Source organism: Ruegeria sp. BG8 (assembly GCF_056538325.1).
The window spans coordinates 75,298-97,584 of record NZ_JBQFSZ010000011.1; the positions used below are offsets into that span (position 1 = coordinate 75,298).

At 54.9% G+C, this 22,287-nt stretch carries 18 protein-coding genes; 11 read left to right on the forward strand and 7 right to left on the reverse strand.

Annotated elements, in window-relative coordinates:
* From ACR0DG_RS18305 to ACR0DG_RS18320, 4 genes are all read left to right on the forward strand, one after another.
* Window positions 1–1,758, forward strand: a complete 1,758-nt coding sequence (locus tag ACR0DG_RS18305) for a type I secretion system permease/ATPase (RefSeq protein ID WP_480699806.1) — start codon at window positions 1–3, stop codon at window positions 1,756–1,758.
* Window positions 1,755–3,125: an HlyD family type I secretion periplasmic adaptor subunit gene (locus tag ACR0DG_RS18310; RefSeq protein ID WP_480699807.1), complete on the forward strand. Its 1,371-nt coding sequence runs from the start codon at window positions 1,755–1,757 to the stop codon at window positions 3,123–3,125. The genes ACR0DG_RS18305 and ACR0DG_RS18310 overlap by 4 nt, the downstream gene beginning before the upstream one ends.
* 134 nt (window positions 3,126–3,259) lie before the next feature.
* A complete protein-coding gene (locus tag ACR0DG_RS18315; protein WP_480699808.1) occupies window positions 3,260–4,021 on the forward strand; it encodes an HAD-IIB family hydrolase in 762 nt (253 codons plus the stop codon).
* A gap of 18 nt (window positions 4,022–4,039) precedes the next feature.
* The gene (locus ACR0DG_RS18320) at window positions 4,040–5,269 is read left to right on the forward strand and encodes a glycosyltransferase family protein (RefSeq protein ID WP_480699809.1); all 1,230 of its coding nucleotides are present in this window, start codon (window positions 4,040–4,042) and stop codon (window positions 5,267–5,269) included.
* Here the strand turns inward: ACR0DG_RS18320 and ACR0DG_RS18325 are convergent.
* Both ACR0DG_RS18325 and ACR0DG_RS18330 read right to left on the reverse strand, forming a co-directional pair.
* On the reverse strand, window positions 5,253–6,998 hold the full coding sequence (locus ACR0DG_RS18325; RefSeq protein WP_480699810.1) for a sugar phosphorylase: 1,746 nt from the start codon (window positions 6,996–6,998) through the stop codon (window positions 5,253–5,255). The genes ACR0DG_RS18320 and ACR0DG_RS18325 overlap by 17 nt on opposite strands.
* A 132-nt stretch (window positions 6,999–7,130) precedes the next feature.
* Window positions 7,131–7,748 (reverse strand): TetR/AcrR family transcriptional regulator, encoded by a 618-nt coding sequence (locus tag ACR0DG_RS18330; RefSeq protein ID WP_480699811.1) that lies wholly within the window; start codon window positions 7,746–7,748, stop codon window positions 7,131–7,133.
* Between the two features lie 187 nt (window positions 7,749–7,935).
* On the opposite strand from ACR0DG_RS18330, the gene ACR0DG_RS18335 reads away from it, so the two are divergent.
* From ACR0DG_RS18335 to ACR0DG_RS18360, 6 genes are all read left to right on the forward strand, one after another.
* Window positions 7,936–8,865 carry an AEC family transporter gene (locus ACR0DG_RS18335; protein WP_480699812.1) on the forward strand — a complete coding sequence of 310 codons (930 nt, stop codon included), beginning with the start codon at window positions 7,936–7,938 and terminating at the stop codon, window positions 8,863–8,865.
* A 105-nt stretch (window positions 8,866–8,970) separates the two neighbouring features.
* Complete coding sequence (gene fghA / locus ACR0DG_RS18340; protein ID WP_480699813.1) at window positions 8,971–9,804, forward strand: S-formylglutathione hydrolase; 834 nt, start codon at window positions 8,971–8,973, stop codon at window positions 9,802–9,804.
* A gap of 3 nt (window positions 9,805–9,807) precedes the next feature.
* On the forward strand, window positions 9,808–11,256 hold the full coding sequence (sthA, locus tag ACR0DG_RS18345) for a Si-specific NAD(P)(+) transhydrogenase (protein WP_480699814.1): 1,449 nt from the start codon (window positions 9,808–9,810) through the stop codon (window positions 11,254–11,256).
* Window positions 11,253–11,708, forward strand: coding sequence for a YaiI/YqxD family protein (locus ACR0DG_RS18350; protein WP_480699815.1), 456 nt, complete (start codon window positions 11,253–11,255; stop codon window positions 11,706–11,708). The genes sthA and ACR0DG_RS18350 overlap by 4 nt, the downstream gene beginning before the upstream one ends.
* 142 nt (window positions 11,709–11,850) lie before the next feature.
* A complete protein-coding gene (locus ACR0DG_RS18355; protein ID WP_480699816.1) occupies window positions 11,851–12,471 on the forward strand; it encodes an HAD family hydrolase in 621 nt (206 codons plus the stop codon).
* Window positions 12,468–13,376, forward strand: coding sequence for an ornithine cyclodeaminase family protein (locus ACR0DG_RS18360; protein WP_480699817.1), 909 nt, complete (start codon window positions 12,468–12,470; stop codon window positions 13,374–13,376). Before ACR0DG_RS18355 ends, ACR0DG_RS18360 begins: the two co-directional genes overlap by 4 nt.
* Here the strand turns inward: ACR0DG_RS18360 and ACR0DG_RS18365 are convergent, their stop codons facing one another.
* Window positions 13,377–14,618: an MFS transporter gene (locus ACR0DG_RS18365; RefSeq protein ID WP_480699818.1), complete on the reverse strand. Its 1,242-nt coding sequence runs from the start codon at window positions 14,616–14,618 to the stop codon at window positions 13,377–13,379.
* A 146-nt stretch (window positions 14,619–14,764) separates the two neighbouring features.
* Here ACR0DG_RS18365 and zapE point away from each other — a divergent pair, with 146 nt between their 5' ends.
* The gene (gene zapE, locus ACR0DG_RS18370) at window positions 14,765–15,823 is read left to right on the forward strand and encodes a cell division protein ZapE (RefSeq protein WP_480699819.1); all 1,059 of its coding nucleotides are present in this window, start codon (window positions 14,765–14,767) and stop codon (window positions 15,821–15,823) included.
* 62 nt (window positions 15,824–15,885) lie between these two features.
* Here zapE and ACR0DG_RS18375 read toward each other — a convergent pair whose 3' ends face one another.
* From ACR0DG_RS18375 to ACR0DG_RS18390, 4 genes are read right to left on the reverse strand one after another with little or no spacing between them, the layout of a single operon-like run.
* Window positions 15,886–17,160 carry a bifunctional folylpolyglutamate synthase/dihydrofolate synthase gene (locus ACR0DG_RS18375; RefSeq protein WP_480699820.1) on the reverse strand — a complete coding sequence of 425 codons (1,275 nt, stop codon included), beginning with the start codon at window positions 17,158–17,160 and terminating at the stop codon, window positions 15,886–15,888.
* The gene (accD, locus tag ACR0DG_RS18380) at window positions 17,157–18,089 is read right to left on the reverse strand and encodes an acetyl-CoA carboxylase, carboxyltransferase subunit beta (protein ID WP_480699821.1); all 933 of its coding nucleotides are present in this window, start codon (window positions 18,087–18,089) and stop codon (window positions 17,157–17,159) included. The genes ACR0DG_RS18375 and accD overlap by 4 nt, the downstream gene beginning before the upstream one ends.
* A gap of 59 nt (window positions 18,090–18,148) precedes the next feature.
* Window positions 18,149–19,045 carry a CPBP family intramembrane glutamic endopeptidase gene (locus ACR0DG_RS18385; RefSeq protein ID WP_480699822.1) on the reverse strand — a complete coding sequence of 299 codons (897 nt, stop codon included), beginning with the start codon at window positions 19,043–19,045 and terminating at the stop codon, window positions 18,149–18,151.
* Window positions 19,032–22,124, reverse strand: coding sequence for an ABC transporter transmembrane domain-containing protein (locus ACR0DG_RS18390; RefSeq protein ID WP_480699823.1), 3,093 nt, complete (start codon window positions 22,122–22,124; stop codon window positions 19,032–19,034). The genes ACR0DG_RS18385 and ACR0DG_RS18390 overlap by 14 nt, the downstream gene beginning before the upstream one ends.
* Window positions 22,125–22,287 lie beyond the last annotated feature (163 nt).

The window sequence follows — 22,287 nt, forward strand, 5'->3', positions numbered from 1 at the left end:
ATGTTCCAGAAAGCCAATCCCGTAAAGAACGCTTGGGGGTCACTGCGTAAAGGCTTTGTCGCGGTCGCCTTCTTCAGCCTGTTTCTGAACCTGCTTATGCTGGCCGGTCCTCTTTACATGTTGCAGGTCTATGACCGCGTATTGACCAGCCAGAATGTCGACACGCTGATCGCTCTGTCTGTTCTGTTGTTGGGTGTTTTCGTTGTTATTGCCAGCCTGGATCTGATGCGGATGCGCATTCTGGGCCGCCTCGCCGCCCGCTTTGAGATGAGCGTTGGCGCACCTGTACTGGGCGCTGCGATGCGTCGCCGGGTGCAAGGCGAAGGCGACGCGGGGGAAAACCTGATCGAAGACGTAAATGGTTTTCGCGAGTTTATATCCGGCACAACCCTGACGGCCTTTTTCGATGCGCCGTGGATTCCGATTTATCTAGTTGTTTTGTATGTGTTACATCCCTTGCTCGGACTGCTCGGTCTTGTTGGGGCTTTGACCCTTACCATTATGGCGCTTATCAATAACAGCCGTGCCCGCGCCCCGATGGAGCTGTCCGCGCAAGCCCGCGGTCGTTCGGACGCTTTGTTCAATACCACAGACAAAAATGCCGAACTGGTGCACGCACTTGGTATGAAATCCGACCTTGTCCGCCGCTGGACTGCGTTGCAGACCGACGCGCACCGGCACAAGACACGCGCAGCGGATCGCGTTGCCAGTTTCTCGGTCCTGTCGAAAACGGTCCGGATGGGATTGCAATCGGCCATTCTGGGTCTTGGCGCGGCACTGGCGATCACCGGAGAAACCACAGCAGGTGTCATGATTGCTGCCACAATCGTATTAGCGCGTGCCTTGTCACCGATCGACCAACTGATCGGTCAATGGCGGACGTTTCTTGCGGCACGTGGATCGTACACAAAGCTCAAGAAGTTGACGCAGGACTATGCCGAAACACCGCCGAACCTGAACCTGCCCCGCGCGTTCAAGTCGCTGGATGTTCAGATTGCACAGGCAGGCCCTCCGCGCGCCATCAACGCCACGATCCGCAACATTGATTTCAGCCTGCAAGCCGGAGACGTACTGGCCATCATCGGTCACAGCGGATCAGGTAAGACCACACTTGGCAAAATGCTGGCGGGTATCTGGTTTCCTCAGCGTGGCGAAGTGATGCTGGACGGAAGCCCGATGTCGAAGTGGAATGGTGAAGACCTGGGGAAACAGATTGGATATCTGCCGCAGGACGTCGAACTGTTCGATGGGACAATTCGCGAAAACATCGGTCGGTTCTCGACGGCAATCGACGATACCGAAGTGCTGCGCGCTGCACGCGAAGCAGGTGTCCACGAACTGATCAGCAATCTACCGGATGGATATGAAACGCGTATTGGAAACGGCTTCTTCCTGTCGGGCGGGCAACGTCAACGGTTGGCTCTTGCACGCGCGTTGTATGGTGATCCGTTCGTTCTGGTTCTGGACGAGCCTAATTCAGACCTTGATGCGGATGGCGAACAGGCGCTGCGTGATGCGCTGATGGCCGCCCACACAAGGGGCTCAATTGCCATCGTCATGACCCACAGACCGGCCACATTGCAGGCGGCCAACAAGGTCATGGTCTTGCGCGACGGAAGCCAGATTCAATTCGGGGACAAGGAAGATGTCCTGAAAGTCAACCGCCGCAATGTGCTGGACTCACAACCTCAAACACAAGGTGCAAGACCTGCCGCGCATCCCGCAACCGAAACTCAGATCAGTGGAGCAGCCCAATGAACGACCTGGTAAATTATTCCCCGTCCAATAACGCCGTTTCATTTCATGAGGCGCAGCTTAGGGAAGTCTCGGACAATTCTGCTGGCATCGGACGTTATGTTCTGTTCGGGTTGTTCACCTTGGCCGTGTTTGTCGGCGGTAGCGTCTACTGGGCTTTTGCTTCAAAGTTAGACGGTGCTGTCGTTGCCCCTGCCTCTTTTGTGGTCGAGGGTGATCGCAAAACGGTCGAGCATCTGGATGGCGGCATCATCCGTTCGATCCTCGTGGCAGATGGTGAGTTCGTGCGGCAAGGCCAACCGCTTGTTCAACTGGATAGCACAGAGATCGACGTTGAGTTGAGCGTTCAGGGCAGCCAATTAGGTGAACTTTCGGTCCGCCGCGCCCGTCTGTTGGCGCAGATGAGCGGTCAGCACAGCTTTGACGAAAGCACTGCGATGGCCGGGTATCGCGAAGGCATGGACCGGTTGCACTGGGTGTCGCCATATCTGACACAGAAGCAATTGTTCGACGCCGAAGCCCGCGCGCGCCGCACCGAAGCGCAGATCAACGCGCAGCGCATTTCGGGCCTTCGCAACCAGATCGCAGGTCTGGAAGAACAGCGACGCAGCACGAAAAACCAGATTGAGATCACCAACACCGAACTCGAAAACCTCGAGACCTTGTTGGCTAAGGGCCTTGTTGCTGTGACCCGCGTCAGCGGACGTCGGATTGAGCTGGAGCGTCTGAATGGCATCGACGCGTCCTTGCGGACACAGATCGCGCAGGCGCAGGATCAAATGCATGAACTGGACCTGTCGCTGATCAGTCAAAAGAAACTGCGCGACGAGGTCATCGCTGGCGAATTGGCCGTCGTCGAAGCACAGCTTGATCTGGTTCGTCCTCAGTATGCGGGAACGGCCGCGCGGTTGAAGCGGACTCAGGTGCTCGCTCCGACCAGCGGTCGTGTCGTTAACCTTGCAGTGTCCACAAATGGTGGAGTTATCCGGCCGGGTGAACCCATCATGGACATCGTTCCGGCAGATCAGAACCTAATCGTCGAAGCTCGTGTCAAAACCGGCGACATCGACAAACTGTACATCGGTCAAACCACGCGTATCCGGCTGTCGGCGTTTGCACAGGCTGACGTCCCCGAAGCCAGCGGTGAGATCTTTGATATCTCAGCCGATGCGCTGGAAGACGACCGTACCGGCGAAACTTTTTACAAAGCGCGCGTCAAACTTGATGCCGACCAACCGCAGGCTGTTGCCACGCTGGACCTAGTGCCCGGCATGCCCGCGGACCTGTTTGTCAACACCGGGGAGCGCGCAGTGTTTACCTATCTGGCCCAACCTATCAGTGACCGTCTTGCAAAGACATTTATCGAGTAGGCCAGAACGCCCACGCCTATATTTTAGGCGTGGGCACCTTGTTTGACTGTTATTTCCACAGAATGGATTTACTTCCCCGCAGTCGGAACTTTTACTGCCCCCACAATGTCAGAACGAAAAGACCATTCAAAACCATGAACCGTCCCCCACCGCTGCTGGTGTTTTCCGATTTGGATGGGACGTTACTGGACCACCATGATTACAGTTGGTCAGCGGCAAAACCCGGGCTGAAACGCCTGTCCGAAATTGGGGCAGGCGTTGTTTTAGCCAGCAGTAAAACCGCAGCTGAAATCCGTCCTTTGCAAATTGAAATGGGCCAAGCGGATATGCCAGCCATCGTGGAAAACGGTGCCGGTCTGCTATGGCCATACCAAACCGATCTTATTGAGGACGAATACGGGCGGTTGCGCGCTTTGTTGCAGGAACTGCCGGCGGGGTTTGTCGGGTTCGGCGATATGACCAACGACGAAGTCGCCCAAGTTACCGGGCTGACGTCCAAGCAGGCGCAATTGGCCCGTCAACGCAAATTCAGCGAGCCAGGATTGTGGACCGGTCCCAAAGCTGACCTGCCCGTCTTTCTGGAAAAAGCGCAAGAGATTGGTCTACACGCGCGACAAGGAGGGCGGTTTCTAACCCTCTCATTCGGCAAATCCAAAGCCGACGCCATGGCCGAGGTGATCCTGCAATTGTCCCCTGAACGCACAATCGCGCTGGGGGACGCGCCCAACGATATTGAGATGATTCAAACCGCAGATTTTGGTGTTGTCGTCGCCAACCCGGACGGCCCAGACATACCGCCCTTTCCCGCAGACATTGAAGCGCGGGTAATAAGAACAAAACAGAGTGGACCGCGGGGCTGGTCAGATGCCATCCTGACCTTGACCGCCGGGCTCTGAAGATACGAGGCAATTCGAATGGCAGATTTCCATCAAAACGGAAACATCACGACCTTACATAACTTACGCAGTCGGTCTGCTGGGCAGCTGGCCCATGAGATCGCAGTGTTTGCTGAAACCCGCAAAATCACTCTGATCCTGCCGTGCCTCTATTCAGAATTGGAAGGGCCAGCGCTGGCTGGGATACTACACGAACTCAAACAAGTTCCTTATTTGCACCGCATTATCATAGGTCTGGATCAGGCGGACGAAGAGCAGTATCGAAAAGCCCGAGCGTTCTTTTCTACACTTCCGCAAAACCATGCCGTCGTCTGGAATGACAGTCCTCGTTTGACCGAGTTGGAAAGCCACTTGCGCGAATTGGGTTTGGCCCCGCAAGAGCCCGGAAAGGGCAAAAACGTCTGGTCCTGCATCGGCTACCTCTTGGCCTGCGCCGACAGTTCAGTCATGGCGATCCACGATTGCGATATCGTCACCTATAACCGTGAAATGCTGGACAGGTTGGTTTACCCCGTGGTCAATCCCACTTTCCCTTTCCAGATGGCCAAAGGCTTTTACCCCCGCATCGGTGACGGAAAGCTCAATGGTCGGGTGACCCGCCTGCTTGTTAGCCCGTTGTTGATCGCGTTGAAGAAAGTCATCGGCGATCGGGACTACCTCGACTATTTGCGCAGCTTTCGATACCCGCTTTCGGGTGAATTCGCCATTCGCACCCCTACCCTGCCCGATCTTCGCATCCCTTCAGATTGGGGCCTTGAAATCGGTGTTCTGTCAGAAGCCTGGCGCAATCTGGCACCAAAGTCGGTCTGCCAGGTTGAGATCGCAGACAACTATGATCACAAACACCAAACCCTGTCTGCGGAAGACGCTAATCGGGGGCTCAGCCGGATGTCTACAGATATCTGCAAGGCCATTTTCCGTAAACTGGCGGCCGACGGCACTGTTTTTACACCGAACACGTTCCGCACCTTAAAGGCCACTTACTATCGGTCCGCGCTGGATCTGCTTGAGGGGTATTACACAGACGCAAAGATGAACGGGCTGGAACTGGATCGGCACAAGGAAGAGAAGTCCATCGAGTTATTCGCCGAAAACATCATCCGCGCGGGCCAGATCTTTTTAGACAACCCGCATGAAACACCGTTCATCCCAACCTGGAACCGCGTTCATTCCGCAGACCCTGAGTTTCTACTGCGCCTGAAATCCGCCGTTGCAAACGATTTGGATGAATTCACCCCGCGTTCGTGATCCATCGGCATTGATACGGCGCCAGAACAATATCGGGGCCATTGGTGGCCAGTATTTCCCCAGTCAGCGCGTCGGTCCAAACTTCTTCGGCGATCATATTCATTTCTGCGGGGCTGACGTAAACATGTTCCGGTGACACGTTGTGCAAGGCAAAGATGGATTGGCTACGGTCCAGACTCTGTCGCCATACACCAAAGACCCGATCGTCCAGTCGCAACGTGAATTGCGTAGCGTTCGGATGAAAGGCTGGCTGCTGGGCGCGTAACCGGATACGCTTGGAAAGCTCGGACAACACCAAAGCCTGGTTCGAGCCCGGATCGGCCAAACGAGCCAGCAGATCGGGGTAATGCCATCGATGTCGGTTGATTGCGCGGTTCATGCCGCGCCGTTCAACAGCATCGTAATCGTTTGGGGTCGCCAGTAACGAGTGAATGTAAAACGCAGGTATGCCTTCCAGTGACATAACGATTGTCTGCGAACAGATGAAACGCGCCAAATGATATTGATCGGGCCCATGAAACGTCTCCGTCATGGCTTCGAAATAACCGCAATTCACCTCGTATGGCTCTTCGCGTCCGTCCGGTAGCGCGCGCATCGAAACCAGCCCTCCAATCCGGCGAACTGTGTCGATCATGCGCTCTTTCTCATCCGGCGGCAGCAGCCCTTCGGCAGGGCGCATCCCGATCCCGTCATGGCTGGCTGTGAAATTCAGGTAGGCGCACCCAAGTTGGGCTGGCGGCATCGCCGACTGCCATTCCCGCAGATACTGGGCAGTGCCCGATTGCATCGCATGCAGGATCAACGGCGGAAGAGGGAAATTATAGACCGCGTGTGCCTCGTTTCGGTTGCCAAAGTAACTGAGGTTCTCGGTGCGCGGAACATTAGTTTCCGTCAGCAGAACAAGCGTTTCAGTTGTATAGTCACACAGCAGCCGCAACAGCTGAACTATGGCGTGCGTTTGTGGCAGATGGATACAGTTGGTCCCGATTTCCTTCCAAATGAACGCCACCGCATCAAGTCGCAGAATTCGCACACCTTTGTCGATATGCAGGCGTATGATCCGCAGCATCTCGATCAGCACTTCGGGGTTTGAGAAATCCAGATCAACCTGATCATGAGAAAACGTGCACCAGACGTATTTCTCGCCCAAACTCGTTTCAACTTGCCGCAAAAGCGGCGTTGTCCTCGGTCGAACGACCTGGGACAGATCGTCTTCGGGCGTGGCCTCAAAGAAAAACCGGTCATGAGGAGATTTGCCCTGAAGATAATTCGTGAACCATCCCCCCTGGCTTGAGACATGGTTCAGGACGAGATCGGACATCAGGTGAAAATCATCCGCGATGCGCGTGATATCAGGCCAATCACCAAGTTGCGTGCTGACACTGTAGTAATCCGAGACAGCAAAACCATCATCAGACGTAAACGGAAAAAACGGCAGGATATGAACACCGTTGACGACACCCGTCAGGTGGCGAACCAAAAAATCATGAAGAAGATCAAGCGGCTTGTGCACCTGATCTTCAATTGAATTACCGTAGGTAATAAGAACACTGTCTTTTTCCGACCACAGCTTATTGCCGGGCTTTCGCCCCTGCTTGCGCTTGTGCGTGTGAAGTGGCCAGAACGCGTCCGTAATCTTCCCGGCCAGTTCAGATTGGTCGTGGTCGGGGTAAATCTGCACAAGCAATTCGTTCAAACGCCGGGAAAAACTGGTATTTTCACTGGTCAAATTTACACGCCCTTCACTTTGTCGGCCCGAGGGTTCTTGAGAATGAATAGCCTGTCAAATCTAAGGGGCAAACACACATGCCTTATGCACAAAAACGCTTAATTTTTGACCACGGCTTGACGCTTCATGCCGTCAGGCACCATATCGCGCCATGAACATATCAACAGCCTGCAGCGCGATTTCATCAATCTCGTCCTGAGAAAAGCTGGTCTGGATGCCAAAAGCGGATCGCGTCCAGATCCGAACCTTACACAATTCCGAGAACTGCTCGGCCGCGAGTTGGGCGTCTTCGATCACCAACTCTCCTTTTTGGACGGCCTTGTTCAAATATTCGGCAATGTGCCCGGTGCCATGTTTTGGACCTGCTTCGTAGAACGCCTGACCCAGTTCCGGGAACCGGTCCCGCTCGGCCACGCAAATACGGAAAACCTGTTGTGCGAACTCGGACACCAGAAATCCTGTCAATTGGGTCGCCGTGATTGTCAGAACCTCACGCGCGGGCAGTGTCTCATCCACCATTGAGACAACTTTCTCTGCCATTCGCGTACATTCATTCTGAGCAACTTCCATGAAAAGCAGACGCTTATCGGGGAAATAACTGTAGAGAGTAGCCTTGGAAACACCTGCAACACGGGCGATGTCATCAACGCTTGCGCCCTCGAACCCATCTGCCATGAACACCTCTCGGGCGCCCTTTAGAACCTGATCGAATTTGCGGCCGGTGCGCAAAATGGTGGCTGTTTCAGTCATGGCGTCTCCTGGCGGTCTGGTTGTAAGTTTATAAACCGGTCAGTTCAGATACAAGGATTCTCGCACGTTTTGCGCAGCATGAAGCGACAGAAGTTATAAAATCTCGCCTGACCTGCGTGCCGTGACAATGCCAAATTGCGTTCGCGCCGGGCTTGTCGCGCGGCCAAACCATGCTAACACTTCGGGCATGGTCGATATCTTTCTGCGTACACTTCCTTTTTTCGCGATCATCGGCTTGGGTTACTGGGCGGGCCGCACCCGCTTTTTTACCGAGGAAGCAACCGCCTATCTAACCAAATTTGTATTCTATTTTGCCCTGTCGGCGATGCTGTTTCGGTTCGCGGCCACGTTGCCCTTTGACGAAATATTCAACGCCCGCCTGGTCGTCGGCTATCTGATGGGAACGGTCGTCGTTTATGTTCTAGCGACTGTTGTGGCTTGGATACGGGGGCTTGATGTCCCGACCGCTGCGGTCGAGGCACAATGCGCCGCGATCGGGAATGTCGGGTTTCTGGGGCTGCCAATGCTGGCCCTGTTGTTCACCGAAGCTGCCATCGGGCCTGTAATGCTCTTGCTGACCGTCGATCTGGTCGTCTTTTCATCCCTGATTGTAATCCTGATCAATGGCGGTCGAGATGGCAAACTGACGCCAGCAACATTTCGTCAGATCGGAAAGGGGTTGGTGAAAAACCCGATGATCGTATCGATCTCGGCCGGTATGTTGTGGTCCGCGTTTCAGGTTCCGGTCCCTGCCCCGTTGAACGATTTTCTGACCATCCTTGGTGGGGCCGCAACGCCGGGGGCTTTATTTGCGATCGGTGCCTCTTTGGCCAGCAAGTCAGCCGAGCGTGTTCAGGTAGCAGGCTGGTTGAGTTTCTGTAAATTGGTCGTGCACCCGGCCTGCGTCGCAGTTGCGCTTATTTGGATTGTCCCGGTTCAGGCATTTCCAGCGACCGTCGCCATAGCAGCGGCGGCACTACCAGTTGCCGGGAACGTCTATATGCTGGCCGCTCATTACGGTGTGGCCCCACACCGTGCTTCAGCCGCCATTCTGCTATCGACAGCTGCCAGTATTTTAACCGTTCCTCTGGTTATCGCGTGGGTCGGAACACCCTGATCCTGACCCTGCCGAAAAATCCCCGTTACCTGCCGCGCACAGGCTTTACGCACGCGCCTTGTGCGGTTAGCCATGGCGCAAACTCAACTTAAGGACATATGCCAAATGGAAACCGTTTCGGAAAATGCCTGTTTCGGAGGCGTTCAGGGCGTCTACCGCCACGCTTCGACTGCGTGCCAATGCGACATGACTTTTGGCTTGTTTCTACCCGCCGAAGCGAAAGACGGCCCTGTACCGGTTTTGTGGTATTTGTCCGGCCTGACCTGCACCCATGAGAATGCGATGACCAAAGCGGGCGCGCAGGCATGGGCTGCTGAACAGGGTATCGCGGTTGTGTTCCCCGACACATCTCCGCGCGGAGAGGGCGTGGCAGATCATGATGACTACGATCTGGGTCAGGGCGCCGGTTTTTACGTAAACGCAACACAAGAACCCTGGGCCCCACATTTCAAGATGTGGGACTATGTGGCCGAGGAATTGCCCGCCTTATTGGCCGAGAACTTTGCAATCGATTCCGACCGTCAGGCCATCACGGGGCACTCCATGGGTGGTCACGGCGCGCTTACTTTGGCGATGAACCTGCCGGGTCGGTATCGTTCGGTTTCAGCCTTTGCTCCAATCTCGAACCCTACCGGCGCGGACTGGGGGCGCAAACAGTTGAGCGCTTACCTCGGAACGGATGAAGCAGCCTGGGCAAAGCATGATGCTGCGCTTGTCATGAAGGATACCGGATTTGACGGCCCGGTGTTGATCGACACGGGTGCCAATGACCAATTCATCGATCTTTTGCGCCCCGAAGCACTGGCACAGGCAATTGCTGAACGCCGTCAGCAGGCAACTTACCGGCTTCAGCCGGGCTATGACCATTCCTATTTCTTCGTGTCCACCTTCATGGAAGACCACATCACATTCCACGCCGAGGCGCTGTACGGAGACTGAGGCATGAGAAAATATGACTACGACCTGATCATCATTGGATCCGGACCCTCTGGGCGGGCAGCGGCCATTCAAGCCGGAAAGCTGCAAAGACGTGTTTTGGTGATTGACCGCAAAGATCGGCTGGGCGGTGTCTCGGTGCATACCGGAACCATCCCATCGAAAACGCTGCGCGAAACCGTGTTGAACCTGTCAGGTTGGCGCGAGCGGAGCTTTTACGGCCGTTCGTACCGGGTAAAAGATCATATCCGCGCCGAAGATCTCAAGGCGCGGTTGCATATGACGCTGGACCACGAAGTTGACGTGCTGGAGCATCAGTTCAACCGAAACCACGTAGAGACCCTGAACGGTCTGGCGCGGTTTGTAGGCCCGCATGAAGTTGAGGTTGCTACCGACGCCGGGGACACGACACGCGTCACGGCAGCCAAGTTCCTGATTGCCACTGGAACCAAAACCTACCGCCCTGATTACGTCCCGTTCAACGGCACGACCGTTGTAGATGGGGATGAGTTCTTGGAAATGGCCGCTATTCCCCGGTCATTGTGCGTGATCGGTGCCGGCGTTATCGGGGTCGAGTATGCGACAATGTTCTCAGCGCTGGATGTCCGGGTCACTTTGATCGAGCCACGCGACACCTTTTTGGATTTCATCGATAGCCGCCTGATCCATGATTTCACACACCAGATTCGGGAAAATGGTGTCGACTTGCGGCTGGGCTCTGCTGTTGAAAAGATCGAAGACGCAGGCGGTCATGTTGAGGTGACGCTTGAAAACGGGCGCCATGTGCGGGCAGAGATGCTGTTGTTTGCGGCAGGGCGCATGGGCGCGACTTCGGCGCTTAATCTGGATGCGGTCGGGTTGCAAACCGACCACCGGAATCGGATCGAAGTCGACCGAAAAACCTACCAGACTTCTGTGCCGCACATCTATGCGACAGGCGACGTCATCGGCCACCCTTCGCTGGCGTCAACATCCCTGCAACAAGGGCGTGTCGCGGCATGTCATGCCCTGGAGACGCCAACACTGCCGGAAAGCCCGTGGTACCCATACGGCATCTATTCGGTTCCCGAAATATCAACCTGTGGAATGTCCGAAGAAGAACTTCAGGAACGAGGCATCCCCTACGAAGTAGGCGTGGCGCGGTTTCGCGAGACCTCACGCGGGCATATCATGGGGCTCGAGCATGGAATGCTGAAGATGCTCTTTTCGCTGAAAACCCGCCGGGTTCTGGGCGTTCAGATCGTCGGTGAGGGCGCGACAGAACTCATCCATATCGCGCAGGCCGTTCTGAACCTTAAAGGCACCGTCGACTATTTTGTGCAGAACACGTTTAACTATCCGACCCTGGCCGAGGCTTATAAGATTGCCGGGCTGGATGCGTTTAACAGGATGCCCATCCCCGATGAATTCAAGGTCAAGAAAAAGCCTGCCGCGAAACAGGCAAAAAAGGCGTGACTACGGTCTATATTGACGCCGACGCCTGCCCGGTAAAAGCCGAAGCCGAACGCGTTGCAACACGGCACGGAATACCAATGGCGTTGGTGTCGAATGGAGGTCTGAGGCCGTCGCAGAACCCGTTGGTACAAGTAGTCGTTGTTTCACAAGGCGCCGACGAAGCGGACAAATGGATTGCTGAACGCTGTGGCGAGGGCGACGTCGTTGTAACATCCGATATTCCCCTGGCATCCAAGTGCATTGAAGCCGGTGCTAAAGTCCTTCGCCCCAACGGCGAGGCTTTTACAGCGGCCAATATTGGACAGCAATTGGCAATGCGCGACCTTATGGCAGATTTGCGAGCTGCTAACCCGTTGGGCGCGGGTGGGGGTGGAAAACCATTTGCGAAAGCGGATCGCTCAAGGTTTCTGGACGCGCTGGAACGTGAGTTGCGGGCAGCTAAAAAACGGTAGGGCTCCCGCCTGGCAAGGGCGCAACAAAGATGCGACCTCGACAGTTGGGCCGGGCAGCGCTTCGCGCTGCGTTTGGGTCTTGAATAATCAAGCCGTGATTGGTTCAGTCATTAAAAAGCGTTTTGAATGAAAAGGTGGCTCTATGCCTATTGAGGCTGTGATTTTCGATATTGGAAACGTGCTGATCGAATGGCAGCCAGAGCGCTATTATGATCGAACAATCGGCGAAGAACGACGCCGAGCCATGTTCACAGAAGTAGATTTGCATGGGATGAATGATCTGGTGGATCAGGGTCATCACTTTACGGACACGATTTACAACTGGGCGGAAAAATACCCCGATTGGCGCGATGAAATCCGAATGTGGCATGACAACTGGATTGAACTTGCATCTCCGGCCATTCCACATTCGGTTCGCCTGCAGCGCGCATTGCGAGAAAAAGGCGTGCCCGTTTTTGCCCTGACCAATTTCGGAGTGCAAAACTTTGACTATGCAACAGGTATTTATCCATTCCTGAACGATTTTGACCGCCAATATGTTTCGGGCAGAATGAAGACTGTGAAACCGCATCCCCCGATCTATCAAATGGTCGAAGAGGATTGCGGTTTGGCGCCCGAAACCTTGCTGTTTGCCGATGACCGGATCGAAAATATCGAAACCGCGCGGGCGAGGGGCTGGAAAACTCACCTGTTTGACGGTTCACAAGGCTGGGCGGATCGCTTGGTAGCCGAAGGTTTGCTGACCGAAAGCGAGGCAAAGTGAACGTATTGCAAATTCCCTTTGCCGAAGGCGAAGCCAATCTGAACTGGCTCGAATTGGCTGCTGCATTTGAAGCCGGGCATCAGTTGCCCAAGGCAAAGATCCAGGACAGTTTTTTGTATCGCGGCGCGGACACGTTGCTGACCAGATCCGCATGGATCGATGGGTTGGGCATTGCAGTCAAATCAACAACCATTTTTCCTGAGAACACCAAGAATGACCGCCCCGTCATTGATGGCTCGGTCAGCTTGTATGACGACACAGATGGTAGATTGACCGCGCTTGTAGACTTTTTCCTTGTCACGAAATGGAAAACGGCCGGGGACAGCCTGTTAGGCGCGTTGAAGCTGGCCAACCCCCTGAGCAAGGAAATACTGGTAGTCGGTGCCGGACCAGTCGCCGAGTCATTGTGCGAGGCATTTGCAGCCGGATTTCCGGAAGCCCAAATCCGACTATGGAACCGGACCAGCGCCAAGGCGGAAGCCTTGGCCGCTCGGTTAGGTTTTGTATGCGTTGCGCCAGATTTACCTGATGCGGTGAACCGCGCGGATATCATTGTTTCAGCGACAATGAGCAGCCGACCATTCATCAAGGGCGAGTGGTTACGCCCGGGACAGCATTTGAATTTGGTCGGCGCGTATAGACCCGATATGCGCGAGGCCGATGATACGGCTCTAAGGCGCGCGCGGATTTTCATCGATAGCTTTGACACGACTGTCGATCACATTGGCGAAGTTAAGATACCTATCGCGCAGGGTGTGATTACGCAGGACGATCTTATTGCTGATTACTATTCGATGGATCAGTTCAAGCCGGACCCGTCAGCCATCACCTTGTTCAAAAATGGCGGCGGCGCGCATTTGGACCTGATGACAAGTCAGTACATCATCGAGAAATTTCGCGCTTGATCATGCCGCAGCAACCGCTGCTGGCCGGTTCTCGCGGATGGGTAGATGAACGATCGCGCTGAATGCACCAATTGCTACTCCGATCCACCAAACAAACGTGTAGTCCCCGTATTGATCATACATACGGCCGCCCAGCCAGATGCCTAGAAAACTGCCCAGTTGGTGACTTAGGAAGATGATGCCGTACAGCGTTCCCATGTAGCGTAGCCCATAGAGATGCGCGACAAGGCCCGACGTCAACGGGATTGTAGCCAGCCAGAGCGATCCCATGACCAACGAAAATACAACAACCGAAACGGGCGTGATGGGAAAGATGATAAAGACCGCCGCCGCAAGCGTTCTGGCCGTATAGATGCCCGCCAGCAGATACTTCTTTGAGAAGTGTTTACCAGCCCAACCGGCAATCAGCGTGCCCCCAATATTGGCCAGACCAATCAATGAGATGGCCATAGCCCCCAGGGCCGAAGTCGTGGTGATACCAACCGAGTGCAATATCCCGCCGGGTTGGATCGGGCCGCACATCTCGGTCACAAATGCGGGGAAATGCGCTGTGATGAAGCCAAGTTGGTAACCGCAGCTGAAGAACCCAAGAAAGATCAAAGCGTAGGACGGATCTTTGATCGCTTTCCTTACGACATGCCCCATGCTCTCTTCGATTTCGGTTCTCATTGCCGCCTGTGGTGCACGCATGAACGGCAAGGTCAGAACAAGGGCAAGGATCGCGGCGGCGAAAATAATGAAAACATGCTGCCATGGAAGAAATGACAACATCCACTCGGCTGCCGGGGCACCCAGAACCTGCCCAAAGCTGCCCGCTGCGGTGACTATGGCCAGTGACATCGATCGGTTCTCATCCGACGAGGCCCGGCCAACAACCGCAAGAACCACACCAAAACCGGTTCCCGCGATGCCAAAGCCCACTAGCCATGCGTACATCTGATGCTCAAATGGTGTGACGGACCAAGCTGTAAGCAGCATCCCGGCCGCATACGTGAGAGCACCCAAAACAATTGCGCGTCTGTCGCCGATTTTCTCAGCTATAGCGCCAAAAATCGGCTGGCCTATGCCCCACGCCAGGTTTTGGATGGCAATTGCCATTGAGAAATCGGTGCGCAGCCATCCAAACTCGTCAGCAATCGGTATCTGGAAAACACCAAACGACGCACGAACAGCAAAGCTGACAGTGATGATGATGCACCCGACAATCAGGATCGGGTTCAAGAGACGAGTGGTTTGGGGCATGGAAACCTCAGAGCGGTGGAATATGGACGGTATCCGAATTCCAACGCGGGTCAATTCATGAGTTTTGAAGCCACGGTTAAGCAAATCTGATGCGACGATAAAAAGGCCGCTTTTCAACACCCAAGCCGAAAGGTATGCCTCGGGGTATGACGGATTTAATTTCGCTATACGAAGCGCGCATCGCCGACGGCACATTGACCCGCGACGACGCGCAGGAGGCCGTTCTACCGCAATTTGAGCGTATCAGGGCTGCGCTCGCAGCGCCGGTCAAGCGTGGTTTGTTTCGCAAAGCACCGCCGCCGCCCAAAGGTCTATATCTTTGGGGTGGTGTGGGTCGCGGCAAGTCGATGTTGATGGATATGTTCGTCGATGCGCTGGACGACGTGCCGGCGCGCCGTGTCCATTTTCATGCCTTCATGCAGGAAATCCATGCGGGCATGCATAAGGCACGCAACGAAGGCGTCGAGGATGCGCTGGCACCGGTCGCCCAGAACGTGGTGAAATCCGTCAAGCTGTTAGCCTTCGATGAAATGCAGATCACCGACATCACAGACGCAATGATTGTCGGGCGTCTGTTTGACCTTCTTTACGAGGGTGGTGTGGTCATAATCACGACGTCAAATCGACATCCAGATGATCTTTACAAAGACGGTTTGAATCGGCAGCTTTTCTTGCCTTTCATTGCTCATATCAAAGAGCAGTTACAGGTTTGGGAGTTGGTCTCGCCGACGGACTATCGGCAAAACAGGTTGGAGGGGGCGCCAGTCTATTTTTCTCCGATCGGGCCTGAAGCACGGCAGAGCCTACGTGCTGTATGGAACGATTTGTCCGGCGGCAAGGCTGACCCTTTGGTTTTGCAGGTCAAAGGACGCACGGTTGAGTTACCCGCTTTCCGAAATGGTGTTGCGCGGGCAAGTTTTTACGACTTGTGTGGGCGCATGCTGGGTCCCGCGGACTATCTTGCCATTGCAGAGGCGATCAAAGTCCTTGTGCTGGAAGACATACCTCGCCTTTCGCGTAACAACTTCAATGAGGCAAAACGGTTTGTGACGCTGATTGATGCGCTATACGAAGCGCGCGTTCGACTGATCTGTTCGGCGGCTGCGGAACCGGAAATGCTGTATGTCGAAGGCGAAGGAACTTTTGAATTTGAGCGTACGGCGTCGCGGCTCCGTGAGATGCAGGATCAGAACTGGGGGAAATAGGGGGCTCTGCCCCCGGTGCGCTTTGCGCCCCTCCCCCGGGATATTTCAAGCCAGGTGAAGTATTAGCCGTTTTCGCGCAGGATATTTCCGGCGAGATACAATGAGCCGCAGATAAGTACCCTGGCCTGCGGATCCGCTGCAATAATTTGATGCAAAGCCGCATCAACACTGTCAGCTGTCGTGGTGCTCATGCCGATCTGGGTAGCCGCTTTGGCGGTGTCTTCAGCGCTCAGAGTGGCCGTTTCACCCGGAATCGAAACTGCGGTCAGGCTTTGGGCCTGTTTTGCCAGCGGTAAGAGATACCCAGAGACATCTTTGGTGTTCAGCATGCCGCAGATCATGTGAGTTGGGCGTTCAGGCAGCTTTGCCAATACGTCGGCCAGTGCGGCACCGGCAGCTGCGTTGTGTCCGCCATCCAACCACACCTCGGCCTGCGGAGCCTGTTCAACCAGCGGCCCCGTTTTCAAGCGTTGCATACGAGCAGGCCAGTGCGCGTTGCTGACTGCGGCCTCATACGCGTCGTCACCAAGTTCAAGATGGCGCAACACAGCGAGGGCCGCACCGGAATTTTGTATTTGATGCGCGCCCAAAAGGTTGGGCAAAGGCAGATCGCGCAAGCCGATTTCGTCCTGATAGATCAACCGCCCATTTTCTTCGGTCACGTGCCAATGCTGCCCGTGGATCAGCAATGGCGCCCCAAGGCGGGCGGCTGTGTACTCGATGACCTCTAGCGCTTCGTCTTCTTGCGGCCCGACGATGCAAGGGACCCCCGGCTTTATGATACCAGCTTTTTCAGCCGCGATTTTACCAAGGGTACTTCCCAGAAACTGTTCGTGGTCTATCGACACCGGCGTAATCACCGTCACGGCCGGTTCATGGATCACATTGGTCGCGTCCAGCCGGCCACCCAACCCGACCTCGAGCAGGGTATAATCTGCCTGCGTCCGGGCAAACGCCTGCAGCGCAGCGCAAGTCGTGATTTCAAAATACGTAATATTCTCGCCGCCATTCGCCGCATAGCATTCATCCAGAACGGCGGTCAAAGCAGCCTCGGAAATCAGCTCTCCCGCCAGACGGATGCGTTCGTGGAAACGGGCGAGATGAGGGGATGTATACGCGTGCGCAGACAGCCCCGCCCCTTCAAGTCCAGCCCGGATCATGGCTTGCGTGGATCCCTTGCCGTTGGTTCCGGCAATGTGAATAACCGGGGGCAGCTTGGTCTGAGGGTTGTCCAGCGCCGCCAACAAACGCCAGACACGGTCCAAGGTCAGATCAATGATCTTGGGATGCAGCGCCATCATCCGTTCAAGGATGACGTCAGAAGACTGTGATGTCATTTTTCGTCCGAGGTTTCAGCCGGTTCCGGCACTTCAACTTCCGCTGGTTTTGGCGCAGGAAGATCACCTTTCACCGCAGGAGGCTGGTTCATCAGCATACGGGTGATCGTAATCAGCTCATCCCGCATTTCGGTGCGCTTGGTCACACGGTCCAGCATACCGTGATCCAGCAAGTATTCAGCCCGCTGGAAACCTTCGGGCAGTTTTTCCCGAATGGTTTGTTCAATAACGCGTGGACCGGCAAAACAGATCAGGGCATTGGGCTCTGAAATGTGCACGTCACCCAACATCGCGTAGGACGCCGTTACGCCGCCCGTGGTCGGGTGGGTCAACACAACGATGTATGGCAGGTTGGCCTCTTTCAGCATCTCGACCGCCACAGTTGTACGCGGCATTTGCATCAGGCTGAGGATACCTTCTTGCATTCGGGCACCGCCAGCAGCCGAAAACAGGATGAGCGGACGCTTCAGTTTTACTGCCTCTTGGGCGGCTGCAATGATGGCGTTTCCAACATACATGCCCATCGATCCGCCCATGAACGAAAAGTCCTGTGCCGCAGCGATGATCGGGGTCCGCCCGATTTCACCCTTGGCGACCAGCATTGCCTCTTTCTCGCCGGTCTTTTTCTGGGCCGACTTCATACGGTCGGGGTATTTCTTTTGATCCCGGAACTGCAGCGGATCGTCTTTGGGGGCAGGAACGTCAACCTCGGTGAAAATCCCGCCATCAAACAAGTGTCTGAAACGATCCCGCGGCGTGATTGCCATGTGGTGATCACACTGGGTGCATACGTTCTGGTTCTCAGCCAGTTCGCGGTGGAACAGCATTGTCCCGCACTCGCCGCACTTGTGCCAAAGGTTTTCCGGCACCTCCCGGCGCGAGAAGATCGAGTTGATCCGGGGACGGACGTAGTTTGTGATCCAGTTCATGTCGGAACCTTGCTAGTGCGGCTTTGACGTCAAATAAGACGCAACGGAAAGAAATGCAATCAGCGCCTGAGCGCAATCCGTGCTGTCAGCCAACCTGCAATCATCATCGCGAAATCGACAAACAACCAGGGCCGCAAGGCTGCAGCATCAGACATATCATATGGCAACAAAAACAGGGCCAGTCCGTTCAGGTTATCGGGCAGTGAAATAAACAAAAGCGCGATCATATTATTGAAGAAATGCAATGCTATAGCAGGCCCCAAGGTACCGGCCCGAGCGGTCAGATCAGCGGCCAGAAGACCAAACAAGCAAGACCACAGCGCGATCAGCCCAGCGTTTTCACCGGCCGCACTGGGTGCATAGTGACCAGCGGCGAATAAGACTGATGGCACACCCATCCAAACAAAAGGAGAGCGGAATCGCGCAGCGAGGCTTTGCTGCATGTATCCCCGAAACAGCACCTCTTCGGCGCTGGTCTGAATCAACACGGCTAAAAGCGAAACAGGTAAAAGGGTCAGCCATTTGGACATGGCCAGATTCGGTGTCAAAGTTTCGCCCATCCCGTACGGAGGCAAGATGGCTACGACCACCCCGAGAATGAGCAAGGCCCTGAAAACGCGCCAAAATTGCCGAAGGCTCAGTGGTATGGGCCCAATAATCGACTGCAAGGACCGTTTTTGCACAGACCGAGCCGCCAAAGACACGCCCAGTGTGACAAAACCGAAGCTGCCAAGTAGCACCAGCATCGCAGCAGGAGAAGATCCTCTGAGAAGACCCACCGCCAGACTCTGTGACCCTATGCCAGACAGAATGGCAAACAGCACCAGGTTCAAAACGGTAACAAGAACCACCACTATCCCCAGGCCAGCGAAAAGACGCCAGAGTTGAGGCTTTTCACGCGCCTCATGCACAAGGCGTTCGTGCGCGGAATAGTTGGTCTGGTCAGGCACGTTCATTCTCGCCCTCAGCATTAACCTCGAGGAAAAGAGACGCGTTCTCAGCATTCACCCGATTGGCAAGCGATGTGAGATACCCGGCAACAGTTTCAAGGAGTTGCGTCGCAACGCCCGCATCGCTCTCGACAACGGCGCGCAGTTCTTCCGCGCCGATCCGAAGGAAGGAACAGTCGCTGACGGCGACAAGATCCAGTTGCCGCGGATCTTTTGTGATCACCGATAGATCGCCAATCAAACGGCCTGGTTCGACGTCGGATATCGGGCGGGCCTCCTCACCATTTTCTGCTGGCCACTCCAGTCGCGCCTTGCCTGCGATGCAAAGGTAGGCCGCGTCAGCCGCTTGTCCGCGTGAAAAGATAATCTGACCAGGTGCAGCATCATACCATTGCGCGGAAAAAGCCAATAGGCGTTGATTTCGCCCGTCGATGCCTGAAAACAGTTCAGTCGACGAAATGATCTTGAGTTTGCGGCTCAGGTCCTCGGTGGCGCCAACCTCGTCTTCGGTATGGGTTTTTGAGACCCCATCAATCCTGCCGTCTTTGATTTCGACAAACAGATCATAGGCTTCTGGATGCGCAAAGTGATCTTCCATAAAGATCATGATCGAATCCGGTAAAAGCTCGCGCAGTTTCAAACGGGTACGTAACCGGCTTTCCGAGTCGTGGCTGGCCAATGCCTTGTCCAGTATCAAAATATCCGGCCGCTTTATGCCCGCCCGCGAGAATGATGCGCGCTCTTGGAAGACGGTTGGCAGATTGTTCCCACCCAGACCTGAAGGCAGGTCGTAAATGATAGCGGCTGCCCGGCGGCGCAGTCCGGCTTCGTTCATGGCTTCGGCAACAACATCTTCGATCTCATCAGCATGCGCACCGGCCATCAGCGAGATACGACCGAACAGCGCGTTTTCCATAACGGTCATGCGATCAATATAAGCGTCCGGTGTCACCGGAATAAACATCCCGTCCATCGAGTCCCGCAACCGATCCGCCTGACCATTTCGAATAGACAGAATCTTTTCTTTGTATTTGTCAGGAAAGTCCGGTCCAATCTGTTCGGCGGTCAACAAAAACGGAACTGTCAAAAGCAAAGCCCGCTCGCGCTCTGTGATGGCATCGTCACCCTTTGCCTTGCGCCGGTCCTCAATGTCCAAAAGGCGGTAATACATGTCCTTCGTCATGCCCAATCGCAGGAACAGCGGGTGATCCGTTCCATCACGGCCAAAGGTTTGATTCAGTGTCTTCAGCACCGCCGTTGAAATGCCCATCGCGTCATCATCCAGATCATGCGCGCGCAGCATTGTCATAAAGCGCCCGTCACCTGCCAGAATATCCGGAGAAATGTCATGTGATGGGGCCGCATATAGCAAGTTACCCCCAAGGGGGACCGCGGGGTTAAAACGTTCTGGGTCAAACCGATAAACGTATCTGTCCAGTCCCTTTTCCTTGAGTCGTTCAGCCACAACATCCCGCAAAGAAACGATATCTCGTGCCAGCATCGGATGCTGAACCGGATCGAATTGCGTCCGCAAAGTGCGACGGAACATGAATTCGTCGATACCCATCGCTTCGACCAGTTGAAACCACCAGTCCCGAATGTCTTCGATATCCTCCAGGCCTGCCAGCCCCGGATCAATCCACTCATCTTCAAGCGAGTCAATCGGATTACCGGCGCGCTCGGCTTCGACCTGCCATCGAGACGGAGCTTTTTGGGCTTCGACCTCGTGCTGTGGTCGGGTGCGCAGAGGCATTAACAGGTTATCACCCAGTGTGCCATCGAACAGATAAGGCCGAGAGTAAGCATACCCAATCCGGGCGGCGATGACGGCCTGATGCAACTCTTGCAAGTCGTGCCCTGCAACGATGACATCCCCTTGCACCGGCAACAGCTCGCGCGTGAGCAATTGCGCCAAGGCACTGCGTTCAGCCGCGCTTGATGATTGGATTGCAACCCGCGCCCCTTTGGGAATGACCAAATCGATGTCTTCCAGAATGGTTTTCCCGTCATTGTCCCGCACTGTCACGTTTTGCAGCTCAATATCGCCTGCCAGATGGGGAATTGACTCAGGCTCTCCGGTGAAAAGCTCCTCGGGGATCATGTTGTCAGGCGCAAACCGTTCGGTAACGATTTCCCAGCGCAGAGACATGTCTTGCACCTGATTGTAGTAGGTCAGCAAGTCTTTCCACGGCCCGCTAAGATCCTTGTAGGCGCCCAAAGCGGCCACAAGCGCACCAACCGTCACCTCGCCCTTGATCGCCAGATACCCACCGACTGAATAGAACAGAAACGGAGTCATCTGCGTGATCAGGTTGTTGAGGAACTTCATGAAGAATTTCTTGTTGTAGATCTTAAAGCGGATCTCAAACAAGGTTCCTAGGCGATGGCTGAATTGGGCCAGACGATAACGCCAGCCACCATTTGCGCGTAAATCGCTTATGCCCGCCGCGCTTTCGCCGATTTCAGAGCTTAGCTGCCGTACCTCCTGAATACGATCCTTGTTCAGCAAGTTGATCTGTCTTTGCAGCTTGGGGATTAACCAGGCCTGCAACGGGATCAACGCAATACTGGCCAGACCGAACCAGACACTTTGCATGAACAAGAAAGTCACGATGGTCATCATCTGCCCGAACTGAAAAACGGGCTGAGCGATCGCATCCCCCATTAAGCCGCCCATCGGCTCGGCCTCTGACGTGATCATCGATACCAGTTCACCTTGACTGGTGGTGGCAAAATAAGACCTTGGAAACCGCATGGTGCGGTGGATCAGTGTATAGCGTAACCGGCGCAACATACGTTCGGCCAGAACACCCTTCATCGTGTTGATACGCATTTTCATAAGGCCGCTGACAATCACGGTGGCCAAAAACGCGAAACACAAGATCATAAGGTACTCGATTTGTGTCACCGTGATGCCCAACACAGTCACGGTCTCTGCAGGCGCACCAATCGCATCGTTGATGATTTGCTTGGGCAGCTCTAGAGATGCGTAGAGAAACGGAAATGACAGAACGGTCAGAATCAGCAACACAAGCTGTTGCTTTTTCGAGTATTTCCAGATGAATGCGAAAAGAGTGGGTTCCATGCCCCGGCTTTGCCTCAAAAATTAGGTACGCGGTTTTTCGGATGATCCACGGCAATCAGGTGCCGGACGGTACGCACTGGCCCGCCTGAATGCAAGAACAGCCAACGACCTAGCAGGCCTGAAACCGCCTGCCCAGATAAAACTGTGCTCTCAATTCTGACAA